The sequence below is a fragment of the Sphingobacterium sp. CZ-UAM genome, from assembly GCF_002000245.1.
GTDB lineage: Bacteria > Bacteroidota > Bacteroidia > Sphingobacteriales > Sphingobacteriaceae > Sphingobacterium.
Genome location: NZ_MTCM01000001.1, coordinates 1,130,960 through 1,157,293, shown reverse-complemented (window position 1 = coordinate 1,157,293; position 26,334 = coordinate 1,130,960). Strand labels below are relative to the sequence as shown.

At 44.5% G+C, this 26,334-nt stretch carries 28 protein-coding genes; 16 read left to right on the top strand and 12 right to left on the bottom strand.

Going from position 1 to position 26,334, the window contains the following annotated elements:
* Nucleotides 1-3: 3 nt before the first annotated feature.
* Nucleotides 4-978: an SDR family oxidoreductase gene (locus BWD42_RS04950; protein WP_077433714.1), complete on the top strand. Its 975-nt coding sequence runs from the start codon at nt 4-6 to the stop codon at nt 976-978.
* A gap of 29 nt (nt 979-1,007) precedes the next feature.
* On the top strand, nt 1,008-1,811 hold the full coding sequence (locus BWD42_RS04945; RefSeq protein ID WP_077433712.1) for a helix-turn-helix domain-containing protein: 804 nt from the start codon (nt 1,008-1,010) through the stop codon (nt 1,809-1,811).
* A gap of 252 nt (nt 1,812-2,063) precedes the next feature.
* Here BWD42_RS04945 and BWD42_RS04940 read toward each other — a convergent pair whose 3' ends face one another.
* Nucleotides 2,064-2,402, bottom strand: coding sequence for a winged helix-turn-helix transcriptional regulator (locus BWD42_RS04940; RefSeq protein WP_077433710.1), 339 nt, complete (start codon nt 2,400-2,402; stop codon nt 2,064-2,066).
* A 104-nt stretch (nt 2,403-2,506) separates the two neighbouring features.
* On the opposite strand from BWD42_RS04940, the gene BWD42_RS04935 reads away from it, so the two are divergent.
* The 3 genes from BWD42_RS04935 (at nt 2,507) to BWD42_RS04925 (ending at nt 4,691) form a co-directional block, all read left to right on the top strand.
* Nucleotides 2,507-3,253, top strand: coding sequence for an SDR family oxidoreductase (locus tag BWD42_RS04935; RefSeq protein WP_175991954.1), 747 nt, complete (start codon nt 2,507-2,509; stop codon nt 3,251-3,253).
* Nucleotides 3,254-3,485: 232 nt separating this feature from the next.
* Complete coding sequence (locus BWD42_RS04930; protein WP_077433706.1) at nt 3,486-4,232, top strand: SDR family NAD(P)-dependent oxidoreductase; 747 nt, start codon at nt 3,486-3,488, stop codon at nt 4,230-4,232.
* A 9-nt stretch (nt 4,233-4,241) separates the two neighbouring features.
* On the top strand, nt 4,242-4,691 hold the full coding sequence (locus BWD42_RS04925) for a nuclear transport factor 2 family protein (RefSeq protein WP_077433704.1): 450 nt from the start codon (nt 4,242-4,244) through the stop codon (nt 4,689-4,691).
* Between the two features lie 54 nt (nt 4,692-4,745).
* Here the strand turns inward: BWD42_RS04925 and BWD42_RS04920 are convergent, their stop codons facing one another.
* Complete coding sequence (locus tag BWD42_RS04920) at nt 4,746-5,354, bottom strand: TetR/AcrR family transcriptional regulator (protein ID WP_139351019.1); 609 nt, start codon at nt 5,352-5,354, stop codon at nt 4,746-4,748.
* Nucleotides 5,355-5,501: 147 nt separating this feature from the next.
* Here BWD42_RS04920 and BWD42_RS04915 point away from each other — a divergent pair, with 147 nt between their 5' ends.
* Nucleotides 5,502-5,852: a winged helix-turn-helix transcriptional regulator gene (locus BWD42_RS04915; RefSeq protein WP_077433700.1), complete on the top strand. Its 351-nt coding sequence runs from the start codon at nt 5,502-5,504 to the stop codon at nt 5,850-5,852.
* Between the two features lie 107 nt (nt 5,853-5,959).
* Here BWD42_RS04915 and BWD42_RS04910 read toward each other — a convergent pair whose 3' ends face one another.
* The 7 genes from BWD42_RS04910 to BWD42_RS04880 form a co-directional block, all read right to left on the bottom strand.
* Nucleotides 5,960-6,919, bottom strand: coding sequence for an NADP-dependent oxidoreductase (locus BWD42_RS04910; RefSeq protein ID WP_077433698.1), 960 nt, complete (start codon nt 6,917-6,919; stop codon nt 5,960-5,962).
* Nucleotides 6,920-7,215: 296 nt separating this feature from the next.
* Nucleotides 7,216-7,968: an SDR family oxidoreductase gene (locus tag BWD42_RS04905; protein ID WP_077433696.1), complete on the bottom strand. Its 753-nt coding sequence runs from the start codon at nt 7,966-7,968 to the stop codon at nt 7,216-7,218.
* 29 nt (nt 7,969-7,997) lie between these two features.
* Nucleotides 7,998-8,423: a YybH family protein gene (locus BWD42_RS04900; RefSeq protein ID WP_077433694.1), complete on the bottom strand. Its 426-nt coding sequence runs from the start codon at nt 8,421-8,423 to the stop codon at nt 7,998-8,000.
* Between the two features lie 142 nt (nt 8,424-8,565).
* Nucleotides 8,566-9,432, bottom strand: a complete 867-nt coding sequence (locus tag BWD42_RS04895) for an AraC family transcriptional regulator (protein WP_077433692.1) — start codon at nt 9,430-9,432, stop codon at nt 8,566-8,568.
* An 86-nt stretch (nt 9,433-9,518) separates the two neighbouring features.
* On the bottom strand, nt 9,519-10,562 hold the full coding sequence (locus BWD42_RS04890; protein ID WP_217699996.1) for an alpha/beta hydrolase: 1,044 nt from the start codon (nt 10,560-10,562) through the stop codon (nt 9,519-9,521).
* Between the two features lie 5 nt (nt 10,563-10,567).
* Nucleotides 10,568-10,981, bottom strand: coding sequence for an OsmC family peroxiredoxin (locus tag BWD42_RS04885; protein ID WP_077433690.1), 414 nt, complete (start codon nt 10,979-10,981; stop codon nt 10,568-10,570).
* A gap of 109 nt (nt 10,982-11,090) precedes the next feature.
* The gene (locus BWD42_RS04880; protein WP_077433688.1) at nt 11,091-11,948 is read right to left on the bottom strand and encodes a helix-turn-helix domain-containing protein; all 858 of its coding nucleotides are present in this window, start codon (nt 11,946-11,948) and stop codon (nt 11,091-11,093) included.
* A 64-nt stretch (nt 11,949-12,012) separates the two neighbouring features.
* On the opposite strand from BWD42_RS04880, the gene BWD42_RS24930 reads away from it, so the two are divergent.
* The 4 genes from BWD42_RS24930 to BWD42_RS04860 all read left to right on the top strand — a co-directional run bounded on the left by BWD42_RS24930 (nt 12,013) and on the right by BWD42_RS04860 (nt 14,672).
* Complete coding sequence (locus tag BWD42_RS24930) at nt 12,013-12,261, top strand: YidH family protein (RefSeq protein WP_254846177.1); 249 nt, start codon at nt 12,013-12,015, stop codon at nt 12,259-12,261.
* A gap of 82 nt (nt 12,262-12,343) precedes the next feature.
* A complete protein-coding gene (locus tag BWD42_RS04870) occupies nt 12,344-13,198 on the top strand; it encodes a helix-turn-helix domain-containing protein (protein ID WP_077433686.1) in 855 nt (284 codons plus the stop codon).
* Nucleotides 13,199-13,274: 76 nt separating this feature from the next.
* Nucleotides 13,275-13,679, top strand: a complete 405-nt coding sequence (locus BWD42_RS04865) for a hypothetical protein (RefSeq protein WP_077433684.1) — start codon at nt 13,275-13,277, stop codon at nt 13,677-13,679.
* A 60-nt stretch (nt 13,680-13,739) separates the two neighbouring features.
* Nucleotides 13,740-14,672: a cation diffusion facilitator family transporter gene (locus BWD42_RS04860; protein WP_217699995.1), complete on the top strand. Its 933-nt coding sequence runs from the start codon at nt 13,740-13,742 to the stop codon at nt 14,670-14,672.
* Nucleotides 14,673-14,731: 59 nt separating this feature from the next.
* On the opposite strand, the gene BWD42_RS04855 is transcribed toward BWD42_RS04860, so the two are convergent.
* The 3 genes from BWD42_RS04855 to BWD42_RS04845 all read right to left on the bottom strand — a co-directional run bounded on the left by BWD42_RS04855 (nt 14,732) and on the right by BWD42_RS04845 (nt 17,502).
* Nucleotides 14,732-16,153 carry an SDR family oxidoreductase gene (locus BWD42_RS04855; RefSeq protein ID WP_077433680.1) on the bottom strand — a complete coding sequence of 474 codons (1,422 nt, stop codon included), beginning with the start codon at nt 16,151-16,153 and terminating at the stop codon, nt 14,732-14,734.
* 262 nt (nt 16,154-16,415) lie between these two features.
* Nucleotides 16,416-16,754, bottom strand: coding sequence for a GNAT family N-acetyltransferase (locus BWD42_RS04850; protein WP_262507821.1), 339 nt, complete (start codon nt 16,752-16,754; stop codon nt 16,416-16,418).
* A gap of 43 nt (nt 16,755-16,797) precedes the next feature.
* Nucleotides 16,798-17,502 (bottom strand): NUDIX hydrolase, encoded by a 705-nt coding sequence (locus BWD42_RS04845; protein ID WP_077433676.1) that lies wholly within the window; start codon nt 17,500-17,502, stop codon nt 16,798-16,800.
* Between the two features lie 311 nt (nt 17,503-17,813).
* Here BWD42_RS04845 and BWD42_RS04840 point away from each other — a divergent pair, with 311 nt between their 5' ends.
* The 6 genes from BWD42_RS04840 to BWD42_RS04815 all read left to right on the top strand — a co-directional run bounded on the left by BWD42_RS04840 (nt 17,814) and on the right by BWD42_RS04815 (nt 26,331).
* The gene (locus BWD42_RS04840) at nt 17,814-19,502 is read left to right on the top strand and encodes a ribulokinase (protein WP_077433674.1); all 1,689 of its coding nucleotides are present in this window, start codon (nt 17,814-17,816) and stop codon (nt 19,500-19,502) included.
* A 16-nt stretch (nt 19,503-19,518) separates the two neighbouring features.
* Nucleotides 19,519-20,211 carry an L-ribulose-5-phosphate 4-epimerase gene (locus BWD42_RS04835; protein ID WP_077433672.1) on the top strand — a complete coding sequence of 231 codons (693 nt, stop codon included), beginning with the start codon at nt 19,519-19,521 and terminating at the stop codon, nt 20,209-20,211.
* 42 nt (nt 20,212-20,253) lie between these two features.
* Nucleotides 20,254-21,756, top strand: a complete 1,503-nt coding sequence (gene araA, locus BWD42_RS04830; RefSeq protein WP_077433670.1) for an L-arabinose isomerase — start codon at nt 20,254-20,256, stop codon at nt 21,754-21,756.
* 73 nt (nt 21,757-21,829) lie between these two features.
* Nucleotides 21,830-23,530 (top strand): sodium:solute symporter family transporter, encoded by a 1,701-nt coding sequence (locus BWD42_RS04825; RefSeq protein WP_077433668.1) that lies wholly within the window; start codon nt 21,830-21,832, stop codon nt 23,528-23,530.
* A 99-nt stretch (nt 23,531-23,629) separates the two neighbouring features.
* Nucleotides 23,630-24,778, top strand: coding sequence for an aldose epimerase family protein (locus BWD42_RS04820; RefSeq protein ID WP_077433666.1), 1,149 nt, complete (start codon nt 23,630-23,632; stop codon nt 24,776-24,778).
* Between the two features lie 11 nt (nt 24,779-24,789).
* A complete protein-coding gene (locus BWD42_RS04815; protein ID WP_077433664.1) occupies nt 24,790-26,331 on the top strand; it encodes an alpha-N-arabinofuranosidase in 1,542 nt (513 codons plus the stop codon).
* Nucleotides 26,332-26,334 lie beyond the last annotated feature (3 nt).

Sequence of the window (26,334 nt, the reverse complement as noted above, 5' to 3'; positions counted from 1 at the left end):
GAAATGAACAATCAAACAGTTTTAGTAACCGGCGGTACCGGATTTTTGGGCGTAAATATTATTCTTGAATTACTCACAAAAGGATTTACCGTAAGAACAACACTGCGCACGCTCTCCCGTAAAAACGAAATTTTGGATGCCCTTACAGCGGGTGGCATCAGCACTTTTGATCAGCTGTCTTTTTATGAGGCCGATCTGCTCTCCGATAATGGTTGGGATGAAGCAGCACAAGGTTGTGATTATGTCCTTCATGTTGCTTCCCCATTTGTGGCTGAGCAGCCCAAAGACGAAAATGAGCTGATTATCCCCGCAAAAGAAGGTACGTTGAGAGCATTGAAAGCTGCGAAAAAGGCTGGAGTTAAGCGCGTGGTGCTCACATCCTCTTTTGCTGCAATCGGTTATAGCATCGATCCTAGAAATCATGTTTTTACAGAACTTGACTGGACCGATGAAAACGCACCGGTACAGGCTTATATAAAATCAAAAACAATTGCAGAAAAAGCCGCATGGCAATTTATGGAGGATGAAGCCCCTGCTATGGAGTTAACGGTCATCAATCCCGTCGGAATTTTTGGTCCTATACTTGGCGGTATTTCCTCGGCCTCCCTGGATACTGTCGTCAAGGGAATTGTGGAGGGACACATTAAGGAAAATGCACCATTTACATTTGGTGCGGTGGATGTGCGCGATGCTGCTGATATCCACATTAAGGCTATGTTACATCCCGAAGCTGCCGGACAGCGATTTCTAGCAACATCGGAAGGGGCGATGTCTTTTTATGATGTGGCGGAACTGATCAAAAAAGAACGGCCCAAATTGGCCGGAAAAATTGCTTCCATGCAGCCCACTCCAGTCGAAGAGTATACGCAGATGTCCAATAAAAAAGCCGCTGAAACACTGGGCTGGAAGCCCCGCACCAGAGAGGAAGCGATACTTGCAAGTGTGGACAGTTACAATTTCAGTAATCCGCAAAATTAATCTGTAGGGATCAGTATATTTGGTAAACCATGAAAGTTAACAACATCCAATCCTGTCACCTTGGCCCGGAGATCTCTCCCGAGAACTATATACCGGAAAACTATTTTCTATACTTATTGAAGGGCGATATGAAGGCTTATGACGGCGAGAAAAACTACACAATGACACCGGGCGACTATTGTATCGCCCGGAAAAATCATTTGGTACGTTATACGAAATACAAGGACAATGATGCGTTCGAAAAAATCATCATCACCCTGGATGAAGCATTCCTGAAGCGCTTCCTTGAACGGCATGTTTATGACGTCCGGCCATCAACCATCAGTGACTCCTTTATTTTTATACCGGGAAACAAGCTCATCCAGAATTTTATAATATCACTGGAACCTTACTATACCGGTGATCTTGAGATCAGTGCGGATTTTGTTGACGTAAAGAGAGAGGAATTATTGATTATTCTATTGAAATCGAATCCTGACCTGATTAACATATTGTTCAATTTCTCGTTACCTGATCGGATTAATTTAGAGGAATACATGAACAAAAATTTCAGGTTTAACATCAGCCTGGAAAAGTTTGCATTTTTTACGGGGAGGAGCCTATCGACCTTCAAGCGGGATTTTCAACGCATATTCGGAACGACCCCGGGCATCTGGCTCAAGAAGAAAAGATTGCAGGAAGCTTATTTTCAAATCGCCGAGCAATCCAAGAAACCAAGTGATGTCTATCTCGAAGTAGGTTTTGAAGACCTGTCGCATTTTTCCTACGCGTTCAAGAAAGAATTTGGAAAGACGCCAAATGAGATAGCAAAGCCAGTTTCAAATCGCATTTAATAGCAATTAGCAAAAGTTCAACTAAAAATCCATTTGACTGTGAGGTTAAACCAAAAAAACTATCCTGGGTATTTAATAGCGCAACGGCCATGATACATATTGTTATTGTTCGTTGTGTATAGGGAATAATAATCTCTGTTTAATTCATGGCTTACAGGATGACCTATTTCCTTAAAGAACTTTGTAAGCATTTCATATGTACTATCATCAGCGGCTTTTTAGCCGAACAATTGTAGCACAAATAATACGATTCTAAACCTTATCCTCCACAATCATTTTTCGATGTTCTCTACCCCAAATAATCATTTCCGAAATAATATTCCCGAAAGTCCTGCAATATGCAGTGGGTTCATATTCAATTAAAACAGGAATATCGGGATAAACAGTTCGTTTAACCAACTTATTTAACTCCATATCTTTCAGTTCTTTTGAAAGCATTCTTGTCGTAATCCCGGGGATACTTCTTTCAATTTCGCGAAAACGTCGGTTGCCATTGCAAAGCGAATTAATGACTGGGATTCGCCACTTTCCTCCAATGAAATAAAGAGTGTCCTGCAACGCTCTAAGTTCTTCTGTCTGATCTCTTTCCATGGTTACAAAGTTAAATGATATAATCAATGATACTGATATACTCTGTTATACTGATAACAAAAGTATACCATTTCCCCTATAACTTTGTAGAAAAAATCAAAGAAATGAAAAAGTTCAATAACAAATTAGCCATCGTAACAGGTGGAAACAGCGGAATAGGATATGCAACCGCAAAAGAGTTAATCGCCGAAGGAGCACAAGTCATTATCACCGGAAGACGAAAAGAAGCCATTGAGAAGGCTGCTGCGGAGCTAGGAGCTATTTCTTTTGTGGCGGATCAGGGGAAATTAGATGACATTGATCAGTTCAAAATCGAAGTTGAAAAGCAATTCGGAAAAGTTGACATCCTGTTTATTAATGCAGGCATCACCGGAAGTTTAGGCCCGATCGAAAATATGAGTGCCGAAAATTTTGACAATGTAATGGGTATTAATTTCAGAGGAGCTTATTTTACTTTGAGCAAATTTATTCCCCTGTTGAACGATGGTGCTTCAGTAGTGTTTCTTTCATCCAACGTCGCGACCACATCTAAACCAAATAGCTCGATTTACCAGGCAAGCAAAGCAGCATTGAATTCCATTGCAAAAACTGCTGCCGCAGAATTGGCACCAAGAAAAATCAGAGTAAATTTGGTCAGTCCGGGGCCTATAAAAACGGAGATTATGACCAAAGCAGGATTGGACGAAAAAACATTGGAAGGTCTTGATGAATGGTTAATCAGCGGAATCCCCTTACAAAAAATGGGAACTGCGGAAGATGTAGCCAAAGCTGTTATTTACCTGTCAGATAACAATGTGGCAAGTTTCATGACCGGAACGGAAATCCTTATGGACGGTGGAATGGTTTTATAATCTTCCCCAATCTTCTTTTCCTTCACATATCGTCAATTTCATAATGCTTTTTTCTGCATTGTATATGGTTTTCGGGAAACCGAAAAGTTAATTACATCGGATCTACAAAGTTAGAAATTAGTTTATAAGCCCGCTGGTTTAAATATCATTGGTGATACCAACTTAAAAAGTGATTCTCATAATGACTAATTTTGGAACTAAAATTCCAGTAATTGAAATATACTTTAAAACAATGAAAACACTAGAAAATAAGACCGCATTTGTAACAGGCGGTACAAGAGGAATGGGAGAAGCAATTGTAAGACGTTTTGCTTCCGAAGGAGCCAATATCGTATTCACCTACGCCAACTCAACAGAAAAAGCAGAAAAGATTGTAGCGGAAATAGAAGCGCAGGGGGTAAAAGCGCTTGCCATCCATGCTGATGCCTCAGAAGCGGGCCGTTTAGAAAGTGCACTGGGTCAGGCTAATGCCAAGTTCGGAAAGATTGATATCCTTGTAAATAATGCCGCTGTCGCCATCCCAGGAACAATTGACCAAGCTTCCCTTCAGGCTGAAGGCTACAACAAGATGATAGACGTGAATATCCGCGCTGTAGCTGAGGCGGTTAGAACAGTTATTAAATTCATGCCCGATGGCGGAAGAATCATCAACATCGGATCCGTTGGAGGAAATAGAATAGGAGGCCCCGGTATGGCTGATTACGTTGCGACCAAAGCCGCGGTTTCGGCATACAGCAGAGGGCTTGCATGGGATCTTGGCCCAAGAAATATTACAGTGAATGCAATTCTGCCCGGTGCAACTGATACAGATATGATGCCCAAAGATGAGGAGATCCGTCAGGCTTATACAAATGCTATTCCGCTTAAGCGTCTTGGAAAGGTGGAGGAAATTGCTGCACTTGCAAACTTCCTTGCCGGACCTGAATCTTCCTATATTACCGGTAGCAGTATCGTAATTGACGGCGGTATCAGCGCATAAATTATAGCTATGAAAAATTTAAGTCATGAAGATCTCATTGCAATTGTCGAGATCAAAAAAGTAATGGCCCGGTACACCAGGTTCGTCGATACAAAGCAGTGGGATTCCTTTAAAGAATTATTTGACGAAAATGTCCATATGCTCTTCGAAGGAGAAAAAGGCGAGCGGCTTTTTGAGTTTAACAGTCCCCAAGAAATGGTGAATGTAACCGCACCAGTGCTGGAAGGTGCCCGCTCTGCCCATCACGTACATAGCCCAGAAATTGAACTGTTGTCCGAACACCGTGCCACAGCGATATGGGCAATGGAAGATCTGATCAACTTTGCGCAGAGGGAAGAGATCCCCTACAAAAAGCTGCATGGTTTTGGTCATTACCATCTGGAACTACTTAAAACAGAACAAGGATGGAAGATCACCAGACTACAGCTTAAAAGAACCATATTGGATATTTTAGTTTAAACTACTATCAATTAATAAGGGGAACCGGGTTTCGGAAATGGAACCCGGTTTTTATCATTTTAAAATGGAAAGTGTCTGCTCGATCATTTTGCGGCAGGCCTCTTCATCCATACCCGCTTTGGTGGATACGACCATTCCTGACATAGTGTTTACCAAAGAGTCGGTGACAGTTTCTATATCGAGATTGCTGTGCGAAGGAGAGGAGTTCTTTAGCATTTCCAGGAAATGTAATATTGCATCCCTGCTGTCGTTGTAGCTTTGCCGGATGATCTGGAGGGCCTGCTCATCGTGCGGACCGAACTCAATGATGGAGTTAACAAGGAAACATCCATTGGGCATTCCGGGGTGGTAGCATCCTTTGACAGCCAGATCGAAGATCTTGCTGATACCGTCCCTCGGGTTTTTGGCATTGCGCCTGATCTGCTCAAGGGCGTCAGTGGTTAATTTTGAATATCGATGGAGAGCCCTTATTAGAAGACCGCGTTTGTCACCAAATGTTGCATATAGGCTTGAGCGGCTGATCTTAAGATGGTTGACGAGTTCTTCAGGTGAGGTTGCGTGATAACCCAGCTGCTGAAAAAGAACAATCGATCTGTCCAGTATATCTTCTTCAATAAAATTTTTTTTTCGGCCCATCGTAATAAAAACTGTAATGCATACCACTTGATAGACAAATTTAAGGTTTTATTATTTACCGTTAGCCTAGCGGTATCACAGGTGGAACCACCTGTGATTTGAATTTAAGGGCAGAAAATCAGTGAGTTGACTGCCTGATCATTGAAAATATTTTAATAATTTTAATAAAAAAATATGAAAGATATTAATGTCATTCCTTTGACCGCAGAAAATACGCGGGCCCTGCAGGACACCATATATGTGATCGGAGGGAAGTGGAAGTTGCCTATTCTGTTTTCAATCTGTAGTGGCAATAAGCATTTTAAGGATATCCAACGCAGTATTCCGGGGATAACCACAAGAATGCTATCTAGGAGTTTAAAAGAGCTTCTGGATAATAAGATTATTACAAGAAGAACGTATTCTGACAGTCCTGTCATCATCGAATACGAATTTACCGAATATTCCAAAGAATACGCTATACTGATAAACCAGATGATCGAGTGGGGAAAAAGACACCGTAAATTAATTATTGAAAGTGTATAGCGATCTCAACAAGTTTGTCTTCTGGCTTTTAAACAAAAAAATCTTATCAGAATTGATAAGATTTTTTGTTACCGGGACATCAAGCAGTATATCTGCCAAAAGTTAACCTACTGCAAACTAACAACAATCTTACCGGTTGTATGGTTTGTCTCCATTTCCTGATGGGCTAGCGCCATTTCTTCAAGTTTAAATGTTTTTGAAACGTACGGTCGAAGGATACCCTTGGACATTAAATGGGCCAAAGCTTTTATGTCCGTTCCACTTGATATTACTGCGTTGTAGAAAATGTTGACATTTTTTTCTTTTGCCAAAACTTCCCATTTTGTTCCCTCGATGTGGTTCCATAAACTCAGTAGGTTTCCGCCCTTCTTGAGCACTTTGATGGTCTGCTCGATATGCTCATCACGCAAGGCCTCAATTACATAATCCACAGGCGGAAGGATATCCAAAAAATTTGTTGTCTGATAATCTATAAATTCATCCGCACCAAGTTCCATAAGAAGCTCTTTTTTTGAACCTGAGGCTATCGCAATAACATATGCTCCGAAGCTCTTTGCAATCTGTATGGCCAGATGACCGACTCCGCCACCTGCTGCTGTAATCAGAACACGGTCTCCGGATTTAATTTTGACTTTATTTAGAGGTTGCCAAGTCGTTAAAGCGGCAAGAGGCACAGCGGCAGCTTGCTGATAAGAGATATTCTCCGGTTTCAGCGCAATATCCTTGACACGGGCCACTACATATTCTGCATACCCTTTGCCATGTCCTGGGCTGCTAGAAGTCGGGAAATTGAGCAGACCAAAAACTGCGTTTCCTACTGCAAAGTCTGAGACACCTTCACCCAGCTCCACAATATCACCTGCGATATCCCAGCCCAATATTTTAGGTGATTCATCGTTAAATATATAATCCAATGCTACATTTGTCCTGGCATAAATATCTGTAGGGTTGATTCCTATAGCCTGTGCTTTTACCAATACTTCACCTTTACCAGGACTTGGAATGGGTAGATCTTTTAATTCCAATTGCGAGACATCGCCCTGTTTTTTTAAAATAACTGCTTTCATTTTTCTGTATTAAAAACTAATACAAAATTAGGAAGATAGCACTGTCGATTTATTGGTAATATCATCAATGATACTAAGCGCCGGGCGTTGTTTGTCAGTAGAACTTTTTAAAGAGGTCAAAGCATGATGGAGCACCGAAAGCTCTTATCAATCAAAAATTCATGATCAAGTAAGGCCAATTTAAATAGCTGTATGAGCCCAGCATGCTGTACAATAAAAAGATACAGGTCAGTAAATGCCTGCATCTTTTTATTTAGGAAGCAATTATAATATAATGGACACGTTAAGAACCGAATTTAATTTTCCAAAGTACTTAACGCCCAGTCCTCAAAATGGATCTTGCCTGCATTATATTCTTCAGCAGGGACGAGCAGTGATCTAGGAACAACAAGATGCATATATTTGCTGTCCTCGTCAGAAACAACCTTTATGAGCTTTCCGGCTATCTCGATATATTTCGCGACAAAATCATCCATATTTGCCCTTGTAGGCCCAGCAATCTCTACCGTACCATTTTTAGGCTCTTCGAGTGCAAACTGTACAATGTAATCTGTGACATCTTCCAGGGCAATGGGCTGATAGTCGATCTTCGAAACAAATACCTCGTCACCCTGGCCCTGAACGGCAATGATCGCATCGGTATGCTCATAAAACTGTGTCGAACGAATGATGGTATAAGGTATTCCGGAGTTTTTGATGTTGTCTTCCTGGTATTTCTTTGCGCGAAGATATCCGATCTCCAGCGCATCGTCTGTTCCGACAATGGAAAGTACGAGGTGATGCCTGATGTTTGCAGCCAGCTCCGCTTTTACCAGATTCTTTCCTGCGGTCTGAAAAAAGTGGATTGCATTTTCTTCTTCGGGAGAGGAGGAATTGGATAGATCGATTACTATTTCCGTATTTTCCAGTGCTTGCGAAAGACCTTCTCCGGTCATGAGATCCACTCCATGTGAAGGTGAACCAATGATCACCTGATGACCAAGGTTTGCCAGTTTTTTTGTGACCAGCCTTCCAGTAAGACCTGTACCACCGATTACTAAGATTTTCATATCTGAACTATTTAAATTTGTAAAATTGATTAAAATAAGCTGCGCACCTGCACGCCGAATGGATTTCCAAACCAGCACCGCCAATATCCGTCCCGTCCTTTCTTTGCGTAATCGCTTGAAGTTCCGGTAATATTTACTTTTTCGCCGTTATTTCCTGTCCCAGTGATTCTCCAATGCAGGACCAATGAGGCCAGATTATCGGTCGAATAAATATTCCTGGCAACAATTTCCATCGGAAATCCAAACCCGAAGGACTGCTGCAGCTCATGGGCGATCGCTATTTTTCCGCGTTTGGGCTCACCGCTGGTATTGATAACGACTGCATCATCCTCATAGAAGCCGAGCATGGTTTCCATATCCCTAGAATTAAAATGAACCAAAAGAGAATCGACAATCCCTTCAGGGGTGGTTGATAATTTATAAGTCGGGCTTGCTGCCAAATTATGACCTTCCATAAGACCTAAGAATTAATATTAAATGATATACTGTTCTCTACAGTACAAAATTGATCAAAAAATGAATGCAGGAAAACTGACAAACAAAGGTAAAAGGTGGACAAAAAAAGAAGCAGGGTCTAAGTTCAATAGGATAGTTTGTCTAATCCAGGTCTGGATTGGAACGTAGTGTCTTTCTGTAATCACCCGGTGATCGTCCAGCTTTTTTTGTGAAAAGCCTGATAAAATACTTGGTATCTTTATAACCTAGCTGGACCGAAATTTCCTTAATACTCAATTGCGAATAATAGAGCAGGCGCTGTGCTTCGCTTAGTATTTCCTTCTGGATCAGAGCCGATGCAGATAAGCCCGTCACTTTTTTAACAACATCGTTTAGGTGGGCCACGGAGATATTTAACCTTTGGGCATATGCTGAGGGGCGTTTAAGACTGCGGTAATCACTCCTTACAAGATTTCTGAATTCGTTGGTTATACTGATAACCCGGGGGCTATGACTTATGGAACCAGCTGCTAATTTGCGCTGGTGACAAATTACCGCCTGGGCTATAAAAGCTGACAACAAGGGCTGTTGCACTTCCTTACTTGCGGTATTGTTTATACGGTCCAGATTTTTTAGGGAGTCCAGGATTGACCTAAACCATTGTTGCTCGGCCGCTGACAGGGACAATATAATGGTTTCATTTAAAGACGCATCAAGCATGTCCTTTGTTGATTTGGTCATATGATGGCCTTCAAAAGAAATGTAATAACCAGATGCCCCAACAGTCCCGGTGATCTGATGTACCTGGTGCGGTGGGCAGACAAAAAGTGTTCCTGCAGGCATGGTCAGCTGTTCAAAATCAAATAAGACTTCCAACTGCCCAGCTTCAACAAGCATGCAGGTATAGTGGTCATGCCGATGTGGATTCAGCGCTTTTAGGATGCCCGGAGTGGAACCATCCCATAGACCAACAGCCATACTGCTGCTGGAATCCATGCTGTTCACTAAAATAGAATCTCTTTTTGGCATGTGGCGCAATTTTAAATTCAAATATAATACAGTAGCACCAAACAGTGTAAACTATTTGGTGTTACTCTTTAGTAATGTAGTGTATTTTATTTTCCAAACAGTGCCTTTCGCAAAGCAGCCGCAGCATCCAGGACAGATTCCTGTACAGCGTGGATATGCGCCAGCGGATTCAGCATCCCGTAATCGTGGATAAAGCCTTTGTATTCAGTGATAGTGGTCGGAACTCCGGCCTCATCTAATTTTCTTCCATAGGCCACACCTTCATCATGCAGAATATCATTCTCGGCCACCTGAACAAGTGCAGGAGGCAAACCTTTCAGTTCTTCCAAAGATGCTTTCAGTGGGGACGCGTATTTGTTGTCCCGCTCTTTCAAGTCAGGCAGGTAATTGTCCCACATCCATTTCATCAACGGCGTTGTCAAAAATCGTTCCTGCGCAAATTTTGTATAAGAAGCCCTGCTGAAGTCTGAGTCGGTGACTGGCCATAGGAGCACTTGTTGTTTTAGTTTTGGGCCATTGTTGTCTTTGGCCATCAACGCCACAACTGCGGCCATATTTCCACCGACACTGTTTCCGGCGACGGCGAGCTTGCTGGCGTCAACCCCGATTTCTTTTCCATGCTCGGCAACCCATTTTGTTGCGGCATAAGCCTGATTGATGGCTGCCGGAAATTTGGCTTCCGGAGATGGTGTGTAATCAGGGAAGACGGCTACCGCACCGCTGTTGACAACCAGGTCACGAACCAGTCTTTTGTGGGTAGGGTAGTCTCCCAAAACCCATCCGCCGCCGTGAAAGAACATAAATACGGGTAGTCCGGCTTGTACACCTTTGGGTTTTACAATATGGATTTTTACAGTCTGCCCGTCCTGGGTAATGGTTCTTTCTGATTCCTGGATATCGGAATAATCGAAACTTACCGATTTTTGAGCTCCAACCAGGACCAGCCTGGCGTCTTTCGGTGAGAGGGTTTCCAGCGGTTTTCCGTCGCCACTGTTCAAAGCTTTTAAGAATGCTCTTGTTTCCCGGCCAATGTTGGGGTCCTGAGATGCTGGGGTTGATTGTGCCATGATATTGGAATTTAAGATGGAGAGTGTCGCCAATGTTAAAACTTTTGAATAGATTGATTTCATTGTGATTATTTTTTTAGGTTGATGTTTAAAATGATTTTGAAGCTGAATGCTGCGCTTACAGGACAGGTTCTTTCGGCCTCTCTGGCAATTTTTTCAAATTCTTCGGCCGAGATGCCGTCCACTTCTGCATGGAGTAGCAATTCGGACTGTGTGATCTTTCCATTATCCAAGGTAATGATCGATTTTGTCTCCAGTCTTTCAGGGTGATAACCGGCCTGTGTGAGATCCAGGCTCAGCTTCATTGTAAAACACCCTGCGTGGGCCGCAGCAAGCAGTTCTTCGGGGTTTGTTCCGACGCCTTCAGCGAAACGGCTGTTGAATGAATACTGGGTCTGGTTAAGAACGGAACTTTGAGTTGTCAGATGTCCGTTTCCTTCTTTGATGGTGCCGTTCCAAACGGCGGTAGCGTTACGTTTCATACTCTTTATTTTTGATTGTTAATTTCTTATAGGACAAAGATATGTCATATAGGCAATCTAAATAAAGAGCAAAAAGTCGATATAAATTGTACTTTTTTCCTTTTGTGATCTAGTTTTTAATTTCTTTTCGAAAAGACGCAGGAGTTTTGCCTGATTTCTGCGTAAAAATCCGGTTGAAGTAAGCCGGGTCTTCATAACCCAATTGGTAGGCGATTTCCTTTATGGTAAGCTCACTGTAAAGGAGCAGGCGTTTGGCTTCAAGGACGATCCTGTTTTTGATCATCTCGTTCGGATTTTCAAGGTTGAGTTTATGGAATTTGTTCGAAAGCGTTTTCGGGGCCAGGTTCAGCAGGTCCGCATAATCGGCAACGCTGTGTTTTTCCTTGTAATGAATATTGACCAGTCGGCTGAAGTTCCTGAAAAAATCCTGATCCGTGCTGACGAGGTCAAGCGTTTCGTTTTGGAGGTTCTGCTTTTTCCACTGCCTCGTTGCACGGATGATAATCTGCTTGAGGTATGTTCTGATCATTTCTTCTGAAGAGCGGTCCTGAACATGAAGCTCATCGCTGATCTGAGCGAATAGTTGGGAAATTGTTTGTAGTTCATCGCCCTGCAACTCCACTGTCGGGTTCTCAAAAATATTATTGAACAACAGCCCATCGCAGGCAACCTCCTCATCGTGGATCTGAATACAGTAGAAATCCCTGTTGTAATGGATCAAAAAGGCTTTATTTTCATTGGCCGACTGAATGTCAAGATATTGATTGGTATTGATGAAAAGCAATGTGGGATTTTGGGTTTCATAAGCAGTGAAGTCCACAGTTAGTGCATAACCCGCTGGAATGAGCAATACTTTGATGTAATGGCGGAAAGTTTCGCCGTTCACCAGATCCAGCGAAGAGGAATCGAAAGAAATCAGGCCTAATTTTTTATGGTTCGATTCGAAGATGGAAGTAGCACTGTTCATAAGGATGTTTGTTTATGTTCAAATGTATCTCTTTTGCTGATAAAACTAAAATAAACGATACAATTTGCAGTATATACTCGATATTCCATTGTCTGCCGGAGCCAATTCTTTATTGGTGCCATCCAATAGTATTGTACCTTCGACAGAAAGGCAGTATGTGATTCAGCTTATAGATGGTAAGACACATTTTGTGGATATCAAAGAAGAGGTTGGAAAGCTGAACAGAAGTGACCACCTTGCTAACGAAAGGACATTTTTGTCGTGGGTCCGAACAAGCCTCGGCATAATGGGCTTTGGATTTGTGGATTGCTAAGTGAGTATTGAAAAGTATATTACGGTGTTTTTATTATTTTAGTAGCATTCAAAGACAGCTGCAACATTAATTTCGTGAGCAAATGCGTAAACATATTTCCATTCCAATAAGACCATTAGATCATCAACCTAGCCTGGGTGTTGTGATCAAGCGATTGTCTGACATCGCCGAACTGAGATCACAAGAAACAGAACAGTCACATCGGCACGATTTTCATGGTTTTTTAGTGATAGAAAAAGGAACTGTTGACCTGGAGATTGATTTTCAGCGGTATAGACTTGAGCCGAGCCAGATTTTATATATCCATCCCAATCAAATTCACCGCACCATTGATTTTAATAATACAAAACTATTTTTTTTGGGCGTAACAGCAGAAAATATCACACCCGAGCATCTCAATGTATTGGAAGAAATTGTACCCGCTAAGCCAATCACGATAGAGAGAGGTGATTTCATTGTTCTTACAGAAGCGCTGTCCCTATCATCCCTGTTGTTTGAACGCAAACAAGATAAAATGTATCCATCTTTCATGATACATAGCGCTAACCTAATCGTGGCGCTTTTGACCTCCCATTATATGAAGCAGGTCGCCACCGTCAATAGTCCAACAAGGTTTAACATCATCGCCAAAGCATTTGCCTTGTTGTTGGAGAAAAAATTCATGACGCACAAACGTCCTGCCGAGTACGCCGAAATGCTTAATATATCCCTAGTTTACCTAAACGAGTGCATCAAAAATACAACTGGCTTTTCCATTACGCATCAGATCCATCTACGTATTGTTCTGGAAGCCAAGCGCATGCTTTATCATTCAAATAAATCAGTAAAGGAAATCGCAATAGCACTAGGATATGATGACCATGCCTATTTTTCGCGGCTCTTTACAAAAGTTGCAGGGATGACTGCGCTGGCTTTTAGAAAGCTAAACCGAGATTAGTCCAATAATTACCTATTCTGTTCCATTGTTTGCAGCCGACCCGGCCCATAACTTTGTCTTATAAAAATTACTAATTATGAGTATTATTAATGACAGAGATTTCCCGATCGTGTTCGTCAATATCGCACACGATACACAAGAGGAACACAACCACGCTGAGGACCTGAAGGAATTTGAAAAACTTGTCAGCCGGCATGAAAAGTTTGTTCTTATCAACGAAGGCGGTTCACCGGATAGGGAGTATAAGCACAATAGGGAAGAGACTAAAATGGTAAACAATTTCATGCGGAGGAACCGGGCCAAACTCAAAGAGTTTGCAGTGGCTATGATTCATATTGAACCTTCTTCGCTCAAGAGGCTGGCATTTAAACCGTTCCATCATATTTTTGAAAAATTCTGGGGCATGAAATTAGCATTTGTCTCAGATCGAGCAGAAGCGGTGCATCTAGCAAACAGTCTTTTAAGACTGGAAAAGGAATAAAATAGCGAGCACGCAATAGGAAAGATATAGGACAATCAATCGACAATAAAATTTATAAAAGTGGCACATTCTCACAAGCATCATCACTCCCCTAGAAACGGGATAACTTTAGCCTTCTGGCTTAACCTTATATTTTCGATCATAGAGATCATCGGTGGAATGCTGACAAATTCAACAGCGATCATATCCGATGCTTTTCACGATTTTATGGATGCACTTGCTATCGGTGCTGCAGTATTGCTTGAAAAAATATCGGGCAAGAAACGCACTTCAACATTCAGTTACGGTTACAGAAGATTTTCGCTGCTGTCTGCGCTTACAATGTCGGTCTTTTTATTGGTTGGCGCCGTATTGATGATAGGGACTGCTTATGATTCATTTTTAAGTCCCAAAGTTGTGGACAGTAAGGGAATGCTATGGCTGGCCGTACTGGGTATTCTGATAAACGGTTTTGCTTTTCTCCGAATCAAGAAATCAGACGGGCATGCGCATGGTCACGCACATCATCATCACGGGCATGGGCATTCGCACGATCACAACAGCAGGGCAATCATGCTGCACCTTTTGGAAGATGTTCTGGGCTGGGTAGCCGTATTGATCGGAGCAGTCGTTATTTACTATACTGGCTGGTACTGGATTGACGGCCTGCTGACTCTAGCAATAGCAGGTTTTATAGGATATAATGCGAGCAAAAATCTGATCAGCACAATGAAAATTGTATTGCAGTCTGTTCCTGAAAATGTAAATCTCCAACAGCTACACCTTGAGCTCAAGAGCATTGATGGTATTGAAGATATTCATGACCTTCATGTTTGGAGCATAGACGGCTCTTACAATATTGGATCGCTGCACGCCGTGGTTGATCCAAATGGTAAACATGCGAAAGCTGATGTCCTTCTGTCCATTGTAAAATTAATGGAAAAACATACCATCCAGCACCCGACCGTACAGCTGGAAGAACGAACAGGCAACTGCAAATTGATAGCCTGCTGATTCTGACATCGTCATTGATTCGCGGCAGTGGGGATAATGATAAATGGTATATCGTTTTATTAAGTTGTAGCTATACTGTTTATCATGCCCCTAAAGATAAAACCATGGAAAGGCCATACAGCGTACCAATAGATCCTTCCGGCGACGCCCAGGGGCCTAAAAGTCGCCGTCTGTATCAGCAGATTATCTTCGATTTTAAATTCTAACCAGGCTTCTCCCGGAAGTTTCATCTCGGCATAGAGCAGCAATCTTTTTGTTGTTCTATCGGCGATTAGCACCCGCCAAAAATCAAGGGCATCGCCTGCAGCCAGGTCGCTTTTATTTTTTCGTCCCCGCCGCATACCTACGCCCCCGACTAACTGATCCATGAATCCACGGATTTTCCAGAGCCAATTGCCATAATACCAGCCAGAATTTCCCCCAATGGACCAGATTTTGGTCAATGAGGCTTCACTATTTTGGAGCGAGGCCTTACGGATATCCTTAAAGCAACCATAACTGGGTACTTCCAGCAGCCTGGTGAGTCCTCCAGATAAGATTTTACTGGTCTGAGCATCTTTCCAGCTCGATACAACATTGTCGCTTTCAATTTTTTGAAAGGCCAATTGTATGGATCCGCTGTAATTGATCAACTTAATACCGAGTTCGTCCGCTAGATTATTTGCCTTACAGATCACTTCTACTTTCATGCTGTCGACCAGGTTTTTGGCCAGGTGATAGGAAGTCGAAGTCACAAAATAGAGCCAGTAGGATGAGAGCCTCGGTGTCATTAACGGCAAAATATAGATCTTTCGCCTAAGCTTTCGTTCGGCAGCGTATTGGAGTAGCATCTCTTTATAGCTCAGGATGTCAGGGCCGCCAATATCGTAGCTTTTGTTAAATGTATGTGGGTTAGCGATTACACCGGTCATAAATTCAATCACATTGCGTATGGCGATAGGCTGGCATTTGGTTTTCAACCATTTGGGCGTAATCATAATGGGAAGTTTTTCCACCAGATCGCGTATGATCTCGAACGAGGCGCTTCCCGAGCCAACGATGATACCCGCCCGCAGGGTAGTGATAGGAATCCTCCCGTTCGCCAATATGCTTTCAACGTTTCTTCTCGAGTCGAGATGTTTTGATAATCGATCTGAATTAATTATTCCGCTCAAATAGATGATCTGCTGCGCATTGGTTTTTTCGATAATGTTTCTGAAGTTGTTTGCGCATTCGGCCTCCATCTGCTGGAAATCACCGGATTGGGTAGCCATGGAGTGGATCAGGAAATAGGCGATATCAATTTCAAGCGGAATATTTTTTAAACTTTCTTTATCCAGGAAGTCGACTTCAATAACTTGAACATGGCCGCCCAAGATTGCCGATGGATCAAAACGATCCTTATCCCTTACACAACAAATAACGTCATGTCCCTGTTCCAACAACACAGGTAAAAGACGTTTTCCGATATATCCTGTAACACCGGTCAAGAGAATTCTCATAGCCTGAATTGTTTATTGCCGTCATCAGTTTTTTAATACATAAATATACTAAAAACATATTTATTAGAAGCTGATTTAGTTTAAATATATTCTAATTTAGAATGTATCCAGTTCAGGTTTACTGGCCTGCAGTCTGCGGGTTCTTGAACTCTTTTTGTAAAGAAAGCGGTGTTTAATGATGAATTTTCACGGCGAGACATTAAGTCTTGGACTGGAAAGGACCGTTATATAGAGCTACTGTTGATGTATGCGCAAAAACTCCTCAGCTATCTTTTAAATCTAAAGAATAATATAACACGTCCTCGGTTGTACCATCAAGCCAATTCATTGTTTCTTGATGAGTATAAGTAAACCCCACGCGTTGATTAGCTGCTTTAGAGGCCAGATTGCTTTTGCGGTGGCTAACAGTGAGTTTTTTTAGTTTTAATGTTTTTGCAGCTTCCATCCTAATCCGATATAATAAGGTAGAAAGACCGAGCCTCCTATATAGAGGCTGAATATAAGATTGTCCTAAATAGGCCTCGTCCTTATTTAGTAACAACATGCTCGTCATACCGATCGGTTGATCATGCTCGGAATTCCCTTCACTCTTTAAGCGAATCCTCGCAGGATTGTTTCTGGGTTCGTTTTTCTATTTCTCTTGATTAGTTTTCGGGAAACCAGCTTGGCAAATAGCGCAAAAATGACATAATCTTTTCCTTGTAGATGGCTGTATTCAATTTAAAATAAAAAGCGCCTTTTTTGGAATTTTCCTTATCCTTTTCGTCCAGTTTGATAATGAGGTCGGAGGCGAGCAGCTTGCGGCTAAAATTGCGTTTATCAAATTCAATATTGTATACCCCCTCGTATAAAGCGGCAATCTGGGGAATGGTAAATTTCTCTGGCAATAATTCAAACAGAATAGGATAGAGCGCTGCTTTCATCCGCAGGCGATGCTGGGCCGAAGAGATCATCTGATCGTGATCAAAGATCAGGGTGGGGTAATCCTGCAGTGGAAACCATTTGGCCTCATATTCCTCGCTGAGGATATGCGTATATTTTTGCGTATCAATTAAAGCAAAATAACAGATACTGACAACCCGGTTATTGGGCTCACGTTTTGGATCACCAAAGACACTGCATTGCTCCATGTAAACATTTTCCAACCCCGTCAGTTTTTTTAATACCCTGCTGGCAGCTAATTCAGGACTTTCGTCCGCCTGAACAAATCCGCCCATCAAACTCCATTTGTTCCGCTCCGGCTCAAAATCACGTTTTATCAATAATACCTGCAGGGATTCGCCGTTAAATCCAAAGATGATACAGTCTACTGCTAAAAGGATTGCGGAGTCTTCTCTATAATATTCCATTATCTATTGTTTTGTCTCTCTTTTGACTTGATCTATTTTTTTGATAAACCTAAACAGCTGATCAAATGCACCGTACAATGTGCACTCCCGCTTTTGAAAGCTGGAATTACCCCGTACCCATCAGCCTTAGATTTATCTTGTTTCGATGAGATGAAGATAGTTCAATTTTTTAAATATGAAAATATTCTTTCATATTTAAAAAAATAAATGTTAATTTGACACTAATTATTTTTGGGTCAATTATCCAGCAGGACAAACAGCAAAAAATAAGCTTTAAATAGAATTATAGATTATAAACCAAATCAGTTAACATGAGTAAATCATATGTCATCGGGGTGGACTACGGGAGCGATTCTGTCCGTTCGATCTTGGTTGATGCAAGTAGCGGGATGGAGATTTCATCTTCGGTATTTTATTACCCGCGTTGGAAAAGGGGGGAGTTTTGCGATGCCGCCCGCAGCCAGTTCAGACAGCACCCCTTGGATTATATCGAGGGCCTGGAGGCTACTGTCAAAGATTGTTTACAAAAATCGGGAATAGATAATATTGGCGGCCTGGTGAAAGCCATTTCGGTGGATACCACGGGCTCCACGCCAGTTGCGGTGAATGAAGCGGGGGTTCCGCTGGCCTTGCTGGAGGAATTCAGCGCTAATCCCAATGCCATGTTCATCCTCTGGAAAGACCATACCGCAGTCGGGGAGGCCAAAGAAATCAATCGCTATAGTCAAAGCCACGCCGCTGATTACCTGAAATATGTCGGTGGCGTGTATTCTTCGGAGTGGTTCTGGGCCAAATTGCTCCATACCTTTCGGGTGGATGCCAGGGTGCGCCAGGCGACATTTAGCTGGGTCGAACACTGTGATTACATTCCTTTTTTGCTGACCGGTGGTAAAGAGGCCAGCGCGATCAAACGTAGTGTCTGTGCTGCCGGACATAAGTCGCTTTGGGCGGCTGAGTTTGCAGGCTTGCCTCCCAATGCATTCTTCGCGGGTATCGATCCCTTGCTGGATGGCTTTGTCGACCGGCTCTTTTCACAAACCTATACTTCGGATATGCCTGCGGGCAACCTCTGCCCGGAATGGGCCGAACGTTTGGGTCTTTCTACCGATGTTGTCGTGGGCGTGGGTGCATTTGATTGCCATATGGGTGCCGTGGGCGGACAGATTGAACCTTATTACCTAAGCAAGGTGATGGGCACATCGACCTGTGATATGCTGGTGGCGCCAAAAGAAGAGCTGACGGATCTGTTGGTCAAGGGGATCTGTGGGCAGGTAGACGGTTCCATTATCCCTGGAATGATCGGCATGGAGGCCGGGCAGTCTGCCTTTGGTGATGCCTATGCCTGGTTAAAGCAGCTGCTGTTATGGCCGGCCTATAACCTGCTACCGGAGCTGGAGGACCTTAGCGATAAGGTGCGCGAAAACATCCTGACGGCAATGGAGGAAAAATTACTGTTGCGATTAAGCGAAAAGGCGGCCGCATTACCGCTTACTGTGGATTCGGAACTGGCGGTGGACTGGCTCAATGGCCGTCGGACGCCAGACGCGGATCAGTCGCTCAAAGCGGCAATCATGGGATTGCAGCTTGGTACGGATGCGCCAGCGGTCTTTCGGGCGATTGCCGAAGCGACCTGCTTTGGGGCCAAAGCCATCGTGGAGCGCTTTGTGGAACAGGGCATCCCGATAAAAGGCTTGATCGGCCTCGGTGGCGTGGCCAAAAAATCGCCTTTTATTATGCAGATGATGGCCAATGTCATGAATATGCCGATTCGTATCCACAAAAGCGAGCAGACCTGTGCACTGGGAGCTGCCATGTTTGCGGCTACGGCTGCCGGATTGTACGATCGGGTAGAAGATGCCATGCAGGCCATGGGCCAGGGTTTTGAATGTACCTATGAACCTCAGCAGGAATGGCTGTCCATCTATGCCGAGCGTTATGAAAAGTACAAAGCCCTCGGTGCCTTTGTAGAGCATAGGGTATCTCTGCCTGTTACTGTTTAACCACAAAAATTGACTTATGTATATTGCTATTAAAGAAGAGGCTTATCGCTGCAATATGCAGCTACCACAGTTGGGACTTGTGCTTTTCACCTTTGGAAATGTGAGCGTTGTCGACCGCCAGCAGGGCGTTTTTGCGATTAAACCGAGTGGTGTGCCCTACGAAGAACTGTCGCCCAAACTGATGGTAGTGGTGGACTTTGAGGGCAGGGTGATCGAAGGCAATCTGAGGCCTTCCTCGGATACCAAAACGCATGCTGTGCTGTACAAACATTGGCCGGAGATCGGGGGCATTACGCATACCCATTCTACTTATGCCACGGCTTGGGCACAAAGCCAAAGGGATATCCCCATTTTCGGAACGACGCATGCCGACCACTTAACATCGGATATCCCCTGTGCGCCGCCAATGGACGATGCGATGATTGCGGGCAACTATGAGCATGAAACGGGCTTTCAGATCATCAATCACTTTGATCAGCAGCAACTGGATTATAAAGAGGTGGAAATGATCCTGGTCGGCAATCATGCGCCATTTGCCTGGGGTAAGGATGGAATGAAGTCTGTGTACAACAGTGCCGTGCTTGAACAGGTGGCCAAAATGGCCTGGCTGACGGAGCAGATCAACCCGGATGCCGCACGCCTGAAACCGTCATTGATCAAAAAACATTACGAGCGCAAGCATGGTACAAATGCCTACTATGGCCAGTAACCTGCTGCTTTCCAAAATCTATAACGAAATTAATATTGAAAAATGAATATCAATCTAAAAGAACTTGAGGTCTGGTTTGTCGTTGGCAGCCAGGACCTATACGGTGAAGAAACATTAAAACAGGTCGCAGCACATGCGGAAGAAATTGCACATTATCTGAATACCCAGACCCTGATTCCGGTAATGGTGAAGTATAAACCGATCGTAAAAAATACGGATGAAATCTTTGCGACGCTAACGGCCGCAAATAGTACGGCAAATTGCATCGGAATCATCACCTGGATGCACACGTTCTCGCCGGCGAAAATGTGGATACGGGGCTTAAAGGCATTGCAAAAGCCTCTATTGCATCTCCATACGCAGTATAATCGTGATATCCCCTGGAGCGGCATCGATATGGATTTTATGAATTTAAATCAGAGTGCGCATGGTGACCGCGAATTTGGGCATATCGTCAGCCGCCTCAAAATAGGCCGTAAGGTCGTGACGGGGCATTGGCAGGATACAGAGGTACTGGAACGCATCAACGTCTGGTGCCGGGCGGCAGCGGGCTGGCACGACTGGCAGGGGGCCAAATTTGCGCGCTTTGGCGATAATATGCGCTATGTGGCCGTGACAGATGGCGACAAGGTGGAAGCGGAAACACAATTTGGTTTTTCGGTAAACACTTATGCCATTGGGGACCTGGTCGAGGTCATCAACGCCAGTACGGCTGATGAAATCAACGCGCTTTTAGCGGAGTATGAAGCCAATTATGAACTGGCGGATAATGTGAAGGCGGGTGCTGAATTTCATAATAATCTCATTGAGGCGGCTAAGATTGAGGTGGGACTGCGCAAGTTTTTGAAACAGGGAAACTTTAAGGGCTTTACGGATACGTTTGAAGATCTGCATGGCATGGTGCAGCTTCCGGGGCTGGCGGTACAGCGCCTGATGGCCGAAGGTTACGGTTTTGCCGGTGAAGGGGACTGGAAGACGCCAGCATTGGTCAGGGCCTGTAAGGTTATGGGCGCGGGTTTGGTCGGAACCACCGCCTTTATGGAGGATTATACCTATCATTTTGATCCGCAGGATGCCATAGTGCTGGGCTCGCATATGCTGGAGGTAGACCCGGCACTGGCCGTGGGAAAACCACGTATTGAGGTTCACCCCCTGGGCATCGGTGGCAAAGCAGATCCCGCCCGGCTGGTTTTCAATGGCCAATCTGGCAATGCTTTGAATGCATCATTGGTAGACATGGGAACACATTTCCGTTTGATAGTCAACAAGGTATTGGGTGTCGCGGTGCAGGCCGAACTGCCAAATCTTCCCGTTGCACGTGTGCTGTGGAAGCCGCTTCCGGATATGAAAACGGGCTGCAGTGCCTGGATCCTTGCCGGTGGAGCGCATCATACGGCGTATAGCTTATGCTTAACACCGGAATACCTGCAAGATTTTGCGCGTATGGCGGGGATAGAATATGTGCTGATCGACGAGGATACCACCGTGGGCAAGCTCGAAGATCAATTGAAATGGAATGAACTGTATTATTTACTTGGTAAATAATAGGTACAGCTGATCTTCGGATCCTATTCAGGAATTCGAAGATCACTTGATAAAATAACCAATTAGGGAAAATATGGAAAAATTTGCAATGGTGGACTACGTGATCTTCGTGGTTTACTTCTTCATTGTGGCGGGATACGGCTATTATATTTATCGTCAAAAAACCAGCAGCTTAAGTAGCAGCAAGGATTATTTTTTGGCCGAAGGTTCATTGACCTGGTGGGCCATCGGATCCTCATTGATTGCCTCGAATATTTCGGCGGAACAGTTTATCGGCATGAGCGGTAATGGTTTTGAAGTGGGAATTGCGGTTGCGGCCTACGAACTGATCGCTGCAGTCGCCCTGATTATTGTGGCGGTATGGTTTATACCGGTTTACCTGAAAAACAAGATCTTCACGATGCCGCAGTTTCTAAATAATCGCTACAATGAGACGACCAGCTTGATCATGGCTATTTTCTGGCTGTTTTTATATGTATTTGTCAACCTGACTTCGATTTTATACCTGGGTGCCATCGCCATTTCGAGCATGGCCGGCGGTGGGGATAGTTTCCATACCATCACCGTGGCCCTTGCCGTATTTGCGGTCATTATTACGCTCGGTGGAATGCGCGTGATCGGTTTTACCGATGTCATCCAGGTGGTTGTACTGATTGTGGGCGGGATCGCCACGACCTATGTGGCGCTGACCCTGGTGAGCGAGCATTTTGGACTGGGCAGGGATGTCCTTGCCGGATTTAACAAGCTCATGGAAGATGCGCCGGAGCATTTCAACTTATTTGTCGAGAAACCTGCGGCCGGGGCCAGTCAGGAGGAAATCAATAAATACCTGATGCTGCCGGGAATCGGCATGTACCTGGCGGGGATATGGATTGTCAACCTCAATTACTGGGGCTGCAACCAGTATATCACGCAAAGGGCCTTGGGCGCCGACCTAAAAACGGCACGCACGGGGATTCTTTTCGCGGGTTTTCTCAAGCTGTTTATGCCCATCATTGTGATGCTGCCGGGAATCGCGGCTTATGTGCTCTATAAAAATGGGGCCTTACAGCAGGAGATGGCCCCCGGAGGGGTATTCCATGCGGATAATGCCTATTCGGCAATCCTGGGTTACCTGCCCAATGGTATGAAAGGGCTGGCGCTGGCGGCCCTGACAGCAGCGATTGTGGCGGGACTGGCGGGTAAAGCAAACAGCATCGCAACGATCTTTACGCTGGACATCTATCGAAAATACATCGATAAGGGGGCCAGCGAAACAAAGATGGTCTGGGTGGGCAAAATTACGATCGTGGTGTCGATTTTACTTTCGGTATTGTTTACCTGGAATGACAGCCTTGGGATCGGTGGTGCCGGTGGATTTACATTTATCCAAAAGTACACGGGTTTTATCAGTCCTGGTGTTTTTGCGATGTTTTTATTGGGCATGTTCTGGAAAAGAACAACCGGTGCGGCGGCAATCACGGGCCTGATTTTGGGTTTCGCGCTGTCGGTATTTTTTAATGAGTTCGCGACCAAGGTCTTTGGTCCGGAAACATGGCTCTATACGGCGTATCCGAATAAAGCGGGCGTTTACGAGATCCCTTTCCAGATCTGCATGGGCTTGGCATTTGCCTTTACCATGCTGGCCATGATCGGCGTCAGCTTATTCGGGCCAAAAATCAATCCAAAAGCATTTGTCCTGGACCGCGCCATGTTTAAAGTGGAACCTTCCGTATTGGCGCTGATCGTGGTCACGCTATTAATGGTAACCGCAATTTATGTGCGTTTTTGGTAGGATAGGACATCTTGCCGCGCAATGATAAATTTGTATACAAGCTCTCCCGGTTAAGCCGGGAGAAATCCATCGGAAGGTGGACTATAAACTTAAACAAAGATGAAAGATAAACTGATTATAAGCCTGCTGGCCTGCGCTTTATTGACCTACGGCTGCCAGTCTAATACAACAAAAAACAGCCCGCAGCCGGCTGGGCAGGATACGGCCTCAAGTGCAGCTTTTGATAGCCGGATTGATGGAAAGGACGTCCGTTTATTCCACCTGAAGAACAATAAACTTGCCCTGACGCTAACCAATTATGGTGCCCGGCTGGTGAGCCTGAGCGTTCCCGAAAAGAATGGAAAAATGACCGATGTAATTTTGGGTTACGATTCGGCTAAAGAATATAAGGACAATTCGGATAATTTTTACGGCGCAATAGTCGGACGTTATGGTAACCGGATCGGCAACGCTTCCTTTACACTGAACGGTAAATCCTATGCGCTGGAAAAAAACGATGGCGAGAATTCACTTCACGGTGGTACCAATGGGGTATACAACAAGGTTTGGGATCTGGTCAGCAATAGCGATACTTCAATTACCCTGGCCTATACCTCTCCGGATCAGGAGGCTGGATATCCGGGAACGGTCAAGATGCAGGTCACTTATACACTGGAAGAAAATGGTGGTCTGGACATTGCCTATCAGGCCAGGACGGACAAAGAGACTGTTTTAAACCTGACCAATCACGCTTATTTTAACCTCAATGGTGCGGGTGACCCTTCGATATTGGATCATGAGCTTCAGATCGATGCCAAAGCGATCACCGAAGTGGACAATACACTGATCCCGACAGGAAAAAGCCTGCCGGTGTCGGGTACGGCATTTGATTTTACAGCACCACGGCTCGTGGGTGCGCATATTGAAGATGAAGACCCACAGTTGAAGATCGGAAAGGGCTATGACCATAATTTTGAACTTGACAAGAAAGCTGGTTTTCAGAAAGTCGCCAGTGTATATGCGCCTAAAACGGGAATCCAGATGGAGGTCTTTACGACCGAACCTGGGCTCCAGTTCTACAGCGGCAATTTTATGACTGCGGATGATCCGAAGGGAAAAGCCGGAAAAAGCTATCCTTTCCGATCGGCGTTCTGCCTCGAAACGCAGCATTTTCCGGATGCGCCCAATAAGCCCAATTTCGCATCAACGGTATTGAAACCGGGTGAAAAATATAGTTCGAAAACAACATATCGCTTTACGGTAAAATAATTCGCTTTATCATGAAACTTAATTTAAAACTTGGAATTGCTTGTATGCTGATCTCAACCGTAAGTCTGGGACAGAGCAGCCTAAAGCTGGAACCTTCGGCACAGGATATCACGATCAGCAAACATATTTACGGCCATTTTGCCGAACACCTGGGCCGCTGTATTTACGATGGATTTTATGTGGGGGAAAAGAACGATTCGATTCCGCATGCCAATGGCGTACGGACGGATGTGATCGAAGCGCTCAGGAACCTGAATATCCCCAACCTGCGCTGGCCGGGTGGCTGCTTTGCGGATACGTACCATTGGAAGGATGGAATCGGTCCCAAGGCGCAACGTCCCAGTATGGTAAACAATTGGTGGGGCGGCGTGACCGAGGATAATTCTTTTGGCACACATGATTTTCTGAATATGTGCGAACTGCTTGGCGCTGAACCTTATCTGGCCGGAAATGTGGGCAGCGGTGAGGTGCAGGAGCTGGCCGACTGGGTGCAGTATGTAAATTTTGCCGGCAAAAGTCCGATGTCGGACCTGAGGCGCAAGAATGGGCGCCAGGAGCCCTGGAAGGTAAAATTCTGGGGTGTCGGAAACGAATCCTGGGGCTGCGGCGGCAATATGACTGTGGATTACTATACGGATATCTACCGCAAGTACGCCACCTTTATGTCGGACTGGACCAATGGTGCTGGTTTGTACCGGATTGCCTCGGGTGCGAATAGTGCGGATTATAACTGGACGGAGACGCTGCTCAAAAATATTCCCGGCAGCCTGATGAAAGGGATGGGCCTGCATCATTATGCGGTGATCAATTGGGACAAAAAGGGCTCGGCAACGGATTTTTCGGAATCGGAGTATTTTAAAACTATGAAGTCGGCCTGGTTTATGAATGAGCTGGTGGAAAAGAATATCGCGATCATGGATAAATATGACCCCAAAGGAAATATTGATCTGATCGTGGATGAATGGGGCGGCTGGTATGATGTGGAGCCGGGCACAAATCCGGGCTTTCTGTACCAACAAAATACCATGCGCGATGCCATGATTGCGGGAATGACGCTGAATATCTTCAATAATAATGCCCGCCGTGTCAAAATGGCGAATCTGGCGCAGGCGATCAACGTGCTGCAGGCCGTGATCCTGACATCGGGTAAAAGCATGATCCTGACGCCGACCTATCATGTCATGGAGATGTATAAGGTGCATCAGGATGCGAAACTGATCCCGATTACGCTGCAGTCGGCAGATTTTGAATTTAACGGCGAAAAACTTCCGGCGGTATCGGCTTCGGCTTCGCAGGACGCAAAGGGACGCACCCATATTTCCCTCGTGAATATTGACCCTAAAAAAACAAACCGTATTCGTGTGGACCTGGGTGGACTGAAGGCGTCGAATGTCTCCGGAAGAATTCTGCGGGCGGACAAGTTGCAGGATTACAACTCGTTTAAAACGCCGAAGAAAATCCTGCCCATAGCCTACAACAAGGCGAAGGTTCAAAATGGGCTTTTGGATATCGAGGTCCCGGAATTTTCAGTCATTGTATTGGAACTTAATTAAATG

Coding starts and splice junctions, on each gene's coding strand:
- BWD42_RS04950 (WP_077433714.1), top strand. CDS start 4: ATGAACAATCAAACAGTTTTAGTAACCGGCGGTACCGGATTTTTGGGC.
- BWD42_RS04945 (WP_077433712.1), top strand. CDS start 1,008: ATGAAAGTTAACAACATCCAATCCTGTCACCTTGGCCCGGAGATCTCT.
- BWD42_RS04940 (WP_077433710.1), bottom strand. CDS start 2,402: ATGGAAAGAGATCAGACAGAAGAACTTAGAGCGTTGCAGGACACTCTT.
- BWD42_RS04935 (WP_175991954.1), top strand. CDS start 2,507: ATGAAAAAGTTCAATAACAAATTAGCCATCGTAACAGGTGGAAACAGC.
- BWD42_RS04930 (WP_077433706.1), top strand. CDS start 3,486: ATGAAAACACTAGAAAATAAGACCGCATTTGTAACAGGCGGTACAAGA.
- BWD42_RS04925 (WP_077433704.1), top strand. CDS start 4,242: ATGAAAAATTTAAGTCATGAAGATCTCATTGCAATTGTCGAGATCAAA.
- BWD42_RS04915 (WP_077433700.1), top strand. CDS start 5,502: ATGAAAGATATTAATGTCATTCCTTTGACCGCAGAAAATACGCGGGCC.
- BWD42_RS04910 (WP_077433698.1), bottom strand. CDS start 6,919: ATGAAAGCAGTTATTTTAAAAAAACAGGGCGATGTCTCGCAATTGGAA.
- BWD42_RS04905 (WP_077433696.1), bottom strand. CDS start 7,968: ATGAAAATCTTAGTAATCGGTGGTACAGGTCTTACTGGAAGGCTGGTC.
- BWD42_RS04900 (WP_077433694.1), bottom strand. CDS start 8,423: ATGGAAGGTCATAATTTGGCAGCAAGCCCGACTTATAAATTATCAACC.
- BWD42_RS04895 (WP_077433692.1), bottom strand. CDS start 9,432: ATGCCAAAAAGAGATTCTATTTTAGTGAACAGCATGGATTCCAGCAGC.
- BWD42_RS04890 (WP_217699996.1), bottom strand. CDS start 10,562: ATGAAATCAATCTATTCAAAAGTTTTAACATTGGCGACACTCTCCATC.
- BWD42_RS04885 (WP_077433690.1), bottom strand. CDS start 10,981: ATGAAACGTAACGCTACCGCCGTTTGGAACGGCACCATCAAAGAAGGA.
- BWD42_RS04880 (WP_077433688.1), bottom strand. CDS start 11,948: ATGAACAGTGCTACTTCCATCTTCGAATCGAACCATAAAAAATTAGGC.
- BWD42_RS04870 (WP_077433686.1), top strand. CDS start 12,344: ATGCGTAAACATATTTCCATTCCAATAAGACCATTAGATCATCAACCT.
- BWD42_RS04865 (WP_077433684.1), top strand. CDS start 13,275: ATGAGTATTATTAATGACAGAGATTTCCCGATCGTGTTCGTCAATATC.
- BWD42_RS04855 (WP_077433680.1), bottom strand. CDS start 16,153: ATGAGAATTCTCTTGACCGGTGTTACAGGATATATCGGAAAACGTCTT.
- BWD42_RS04845 (WP_077433676.1), bottom strand. CDS start 17,502: ATGGAATATTATAGAGAAGACTCCGCAATCCTTTTAGCAGTAGACTGT.
- BWD42_RS04840 (WP_077433674.1), top strand. CDS start 17,814: ATGAGTAAATCATATGTCATCGGGGTGGACTACGGGAGCGATTCTGTC.
- BWD42_RS04835 (WP_077433672.1), top strand. CDS start 19,519: ATGTATATTGCTATTAAAGAAGAGGCTTATCGCTGCAATATGCAGCTA.
- araA (WP_077433670.1), top strand. CDS start 20,254: ATGAATATCAATCTAAAAGAACTTGAGGTCTGGTTTGTCGTTGGCAGC.
- BWD42_RS04825 (WP_077433668.1), top strand. CDS start 21,830: ATGGAAAAATTTGCAATGGTGGACTACGTGATCTTCGTGGTTTACTTC.
- BWD42_RS04820 (WP_077433666.1), top strand. CDS start 23,630: ATGAAAGATAAACTGATTATAAGCCTGCTGGCCTGCGCTTTATTGACC.
- BWD42_RS04815 (WP_077433664.1), top strand. CDS start 24,790: ATGAAACTTAATTTAAAACTTGGAATTGCTTGTATGCTGATCTCAACC.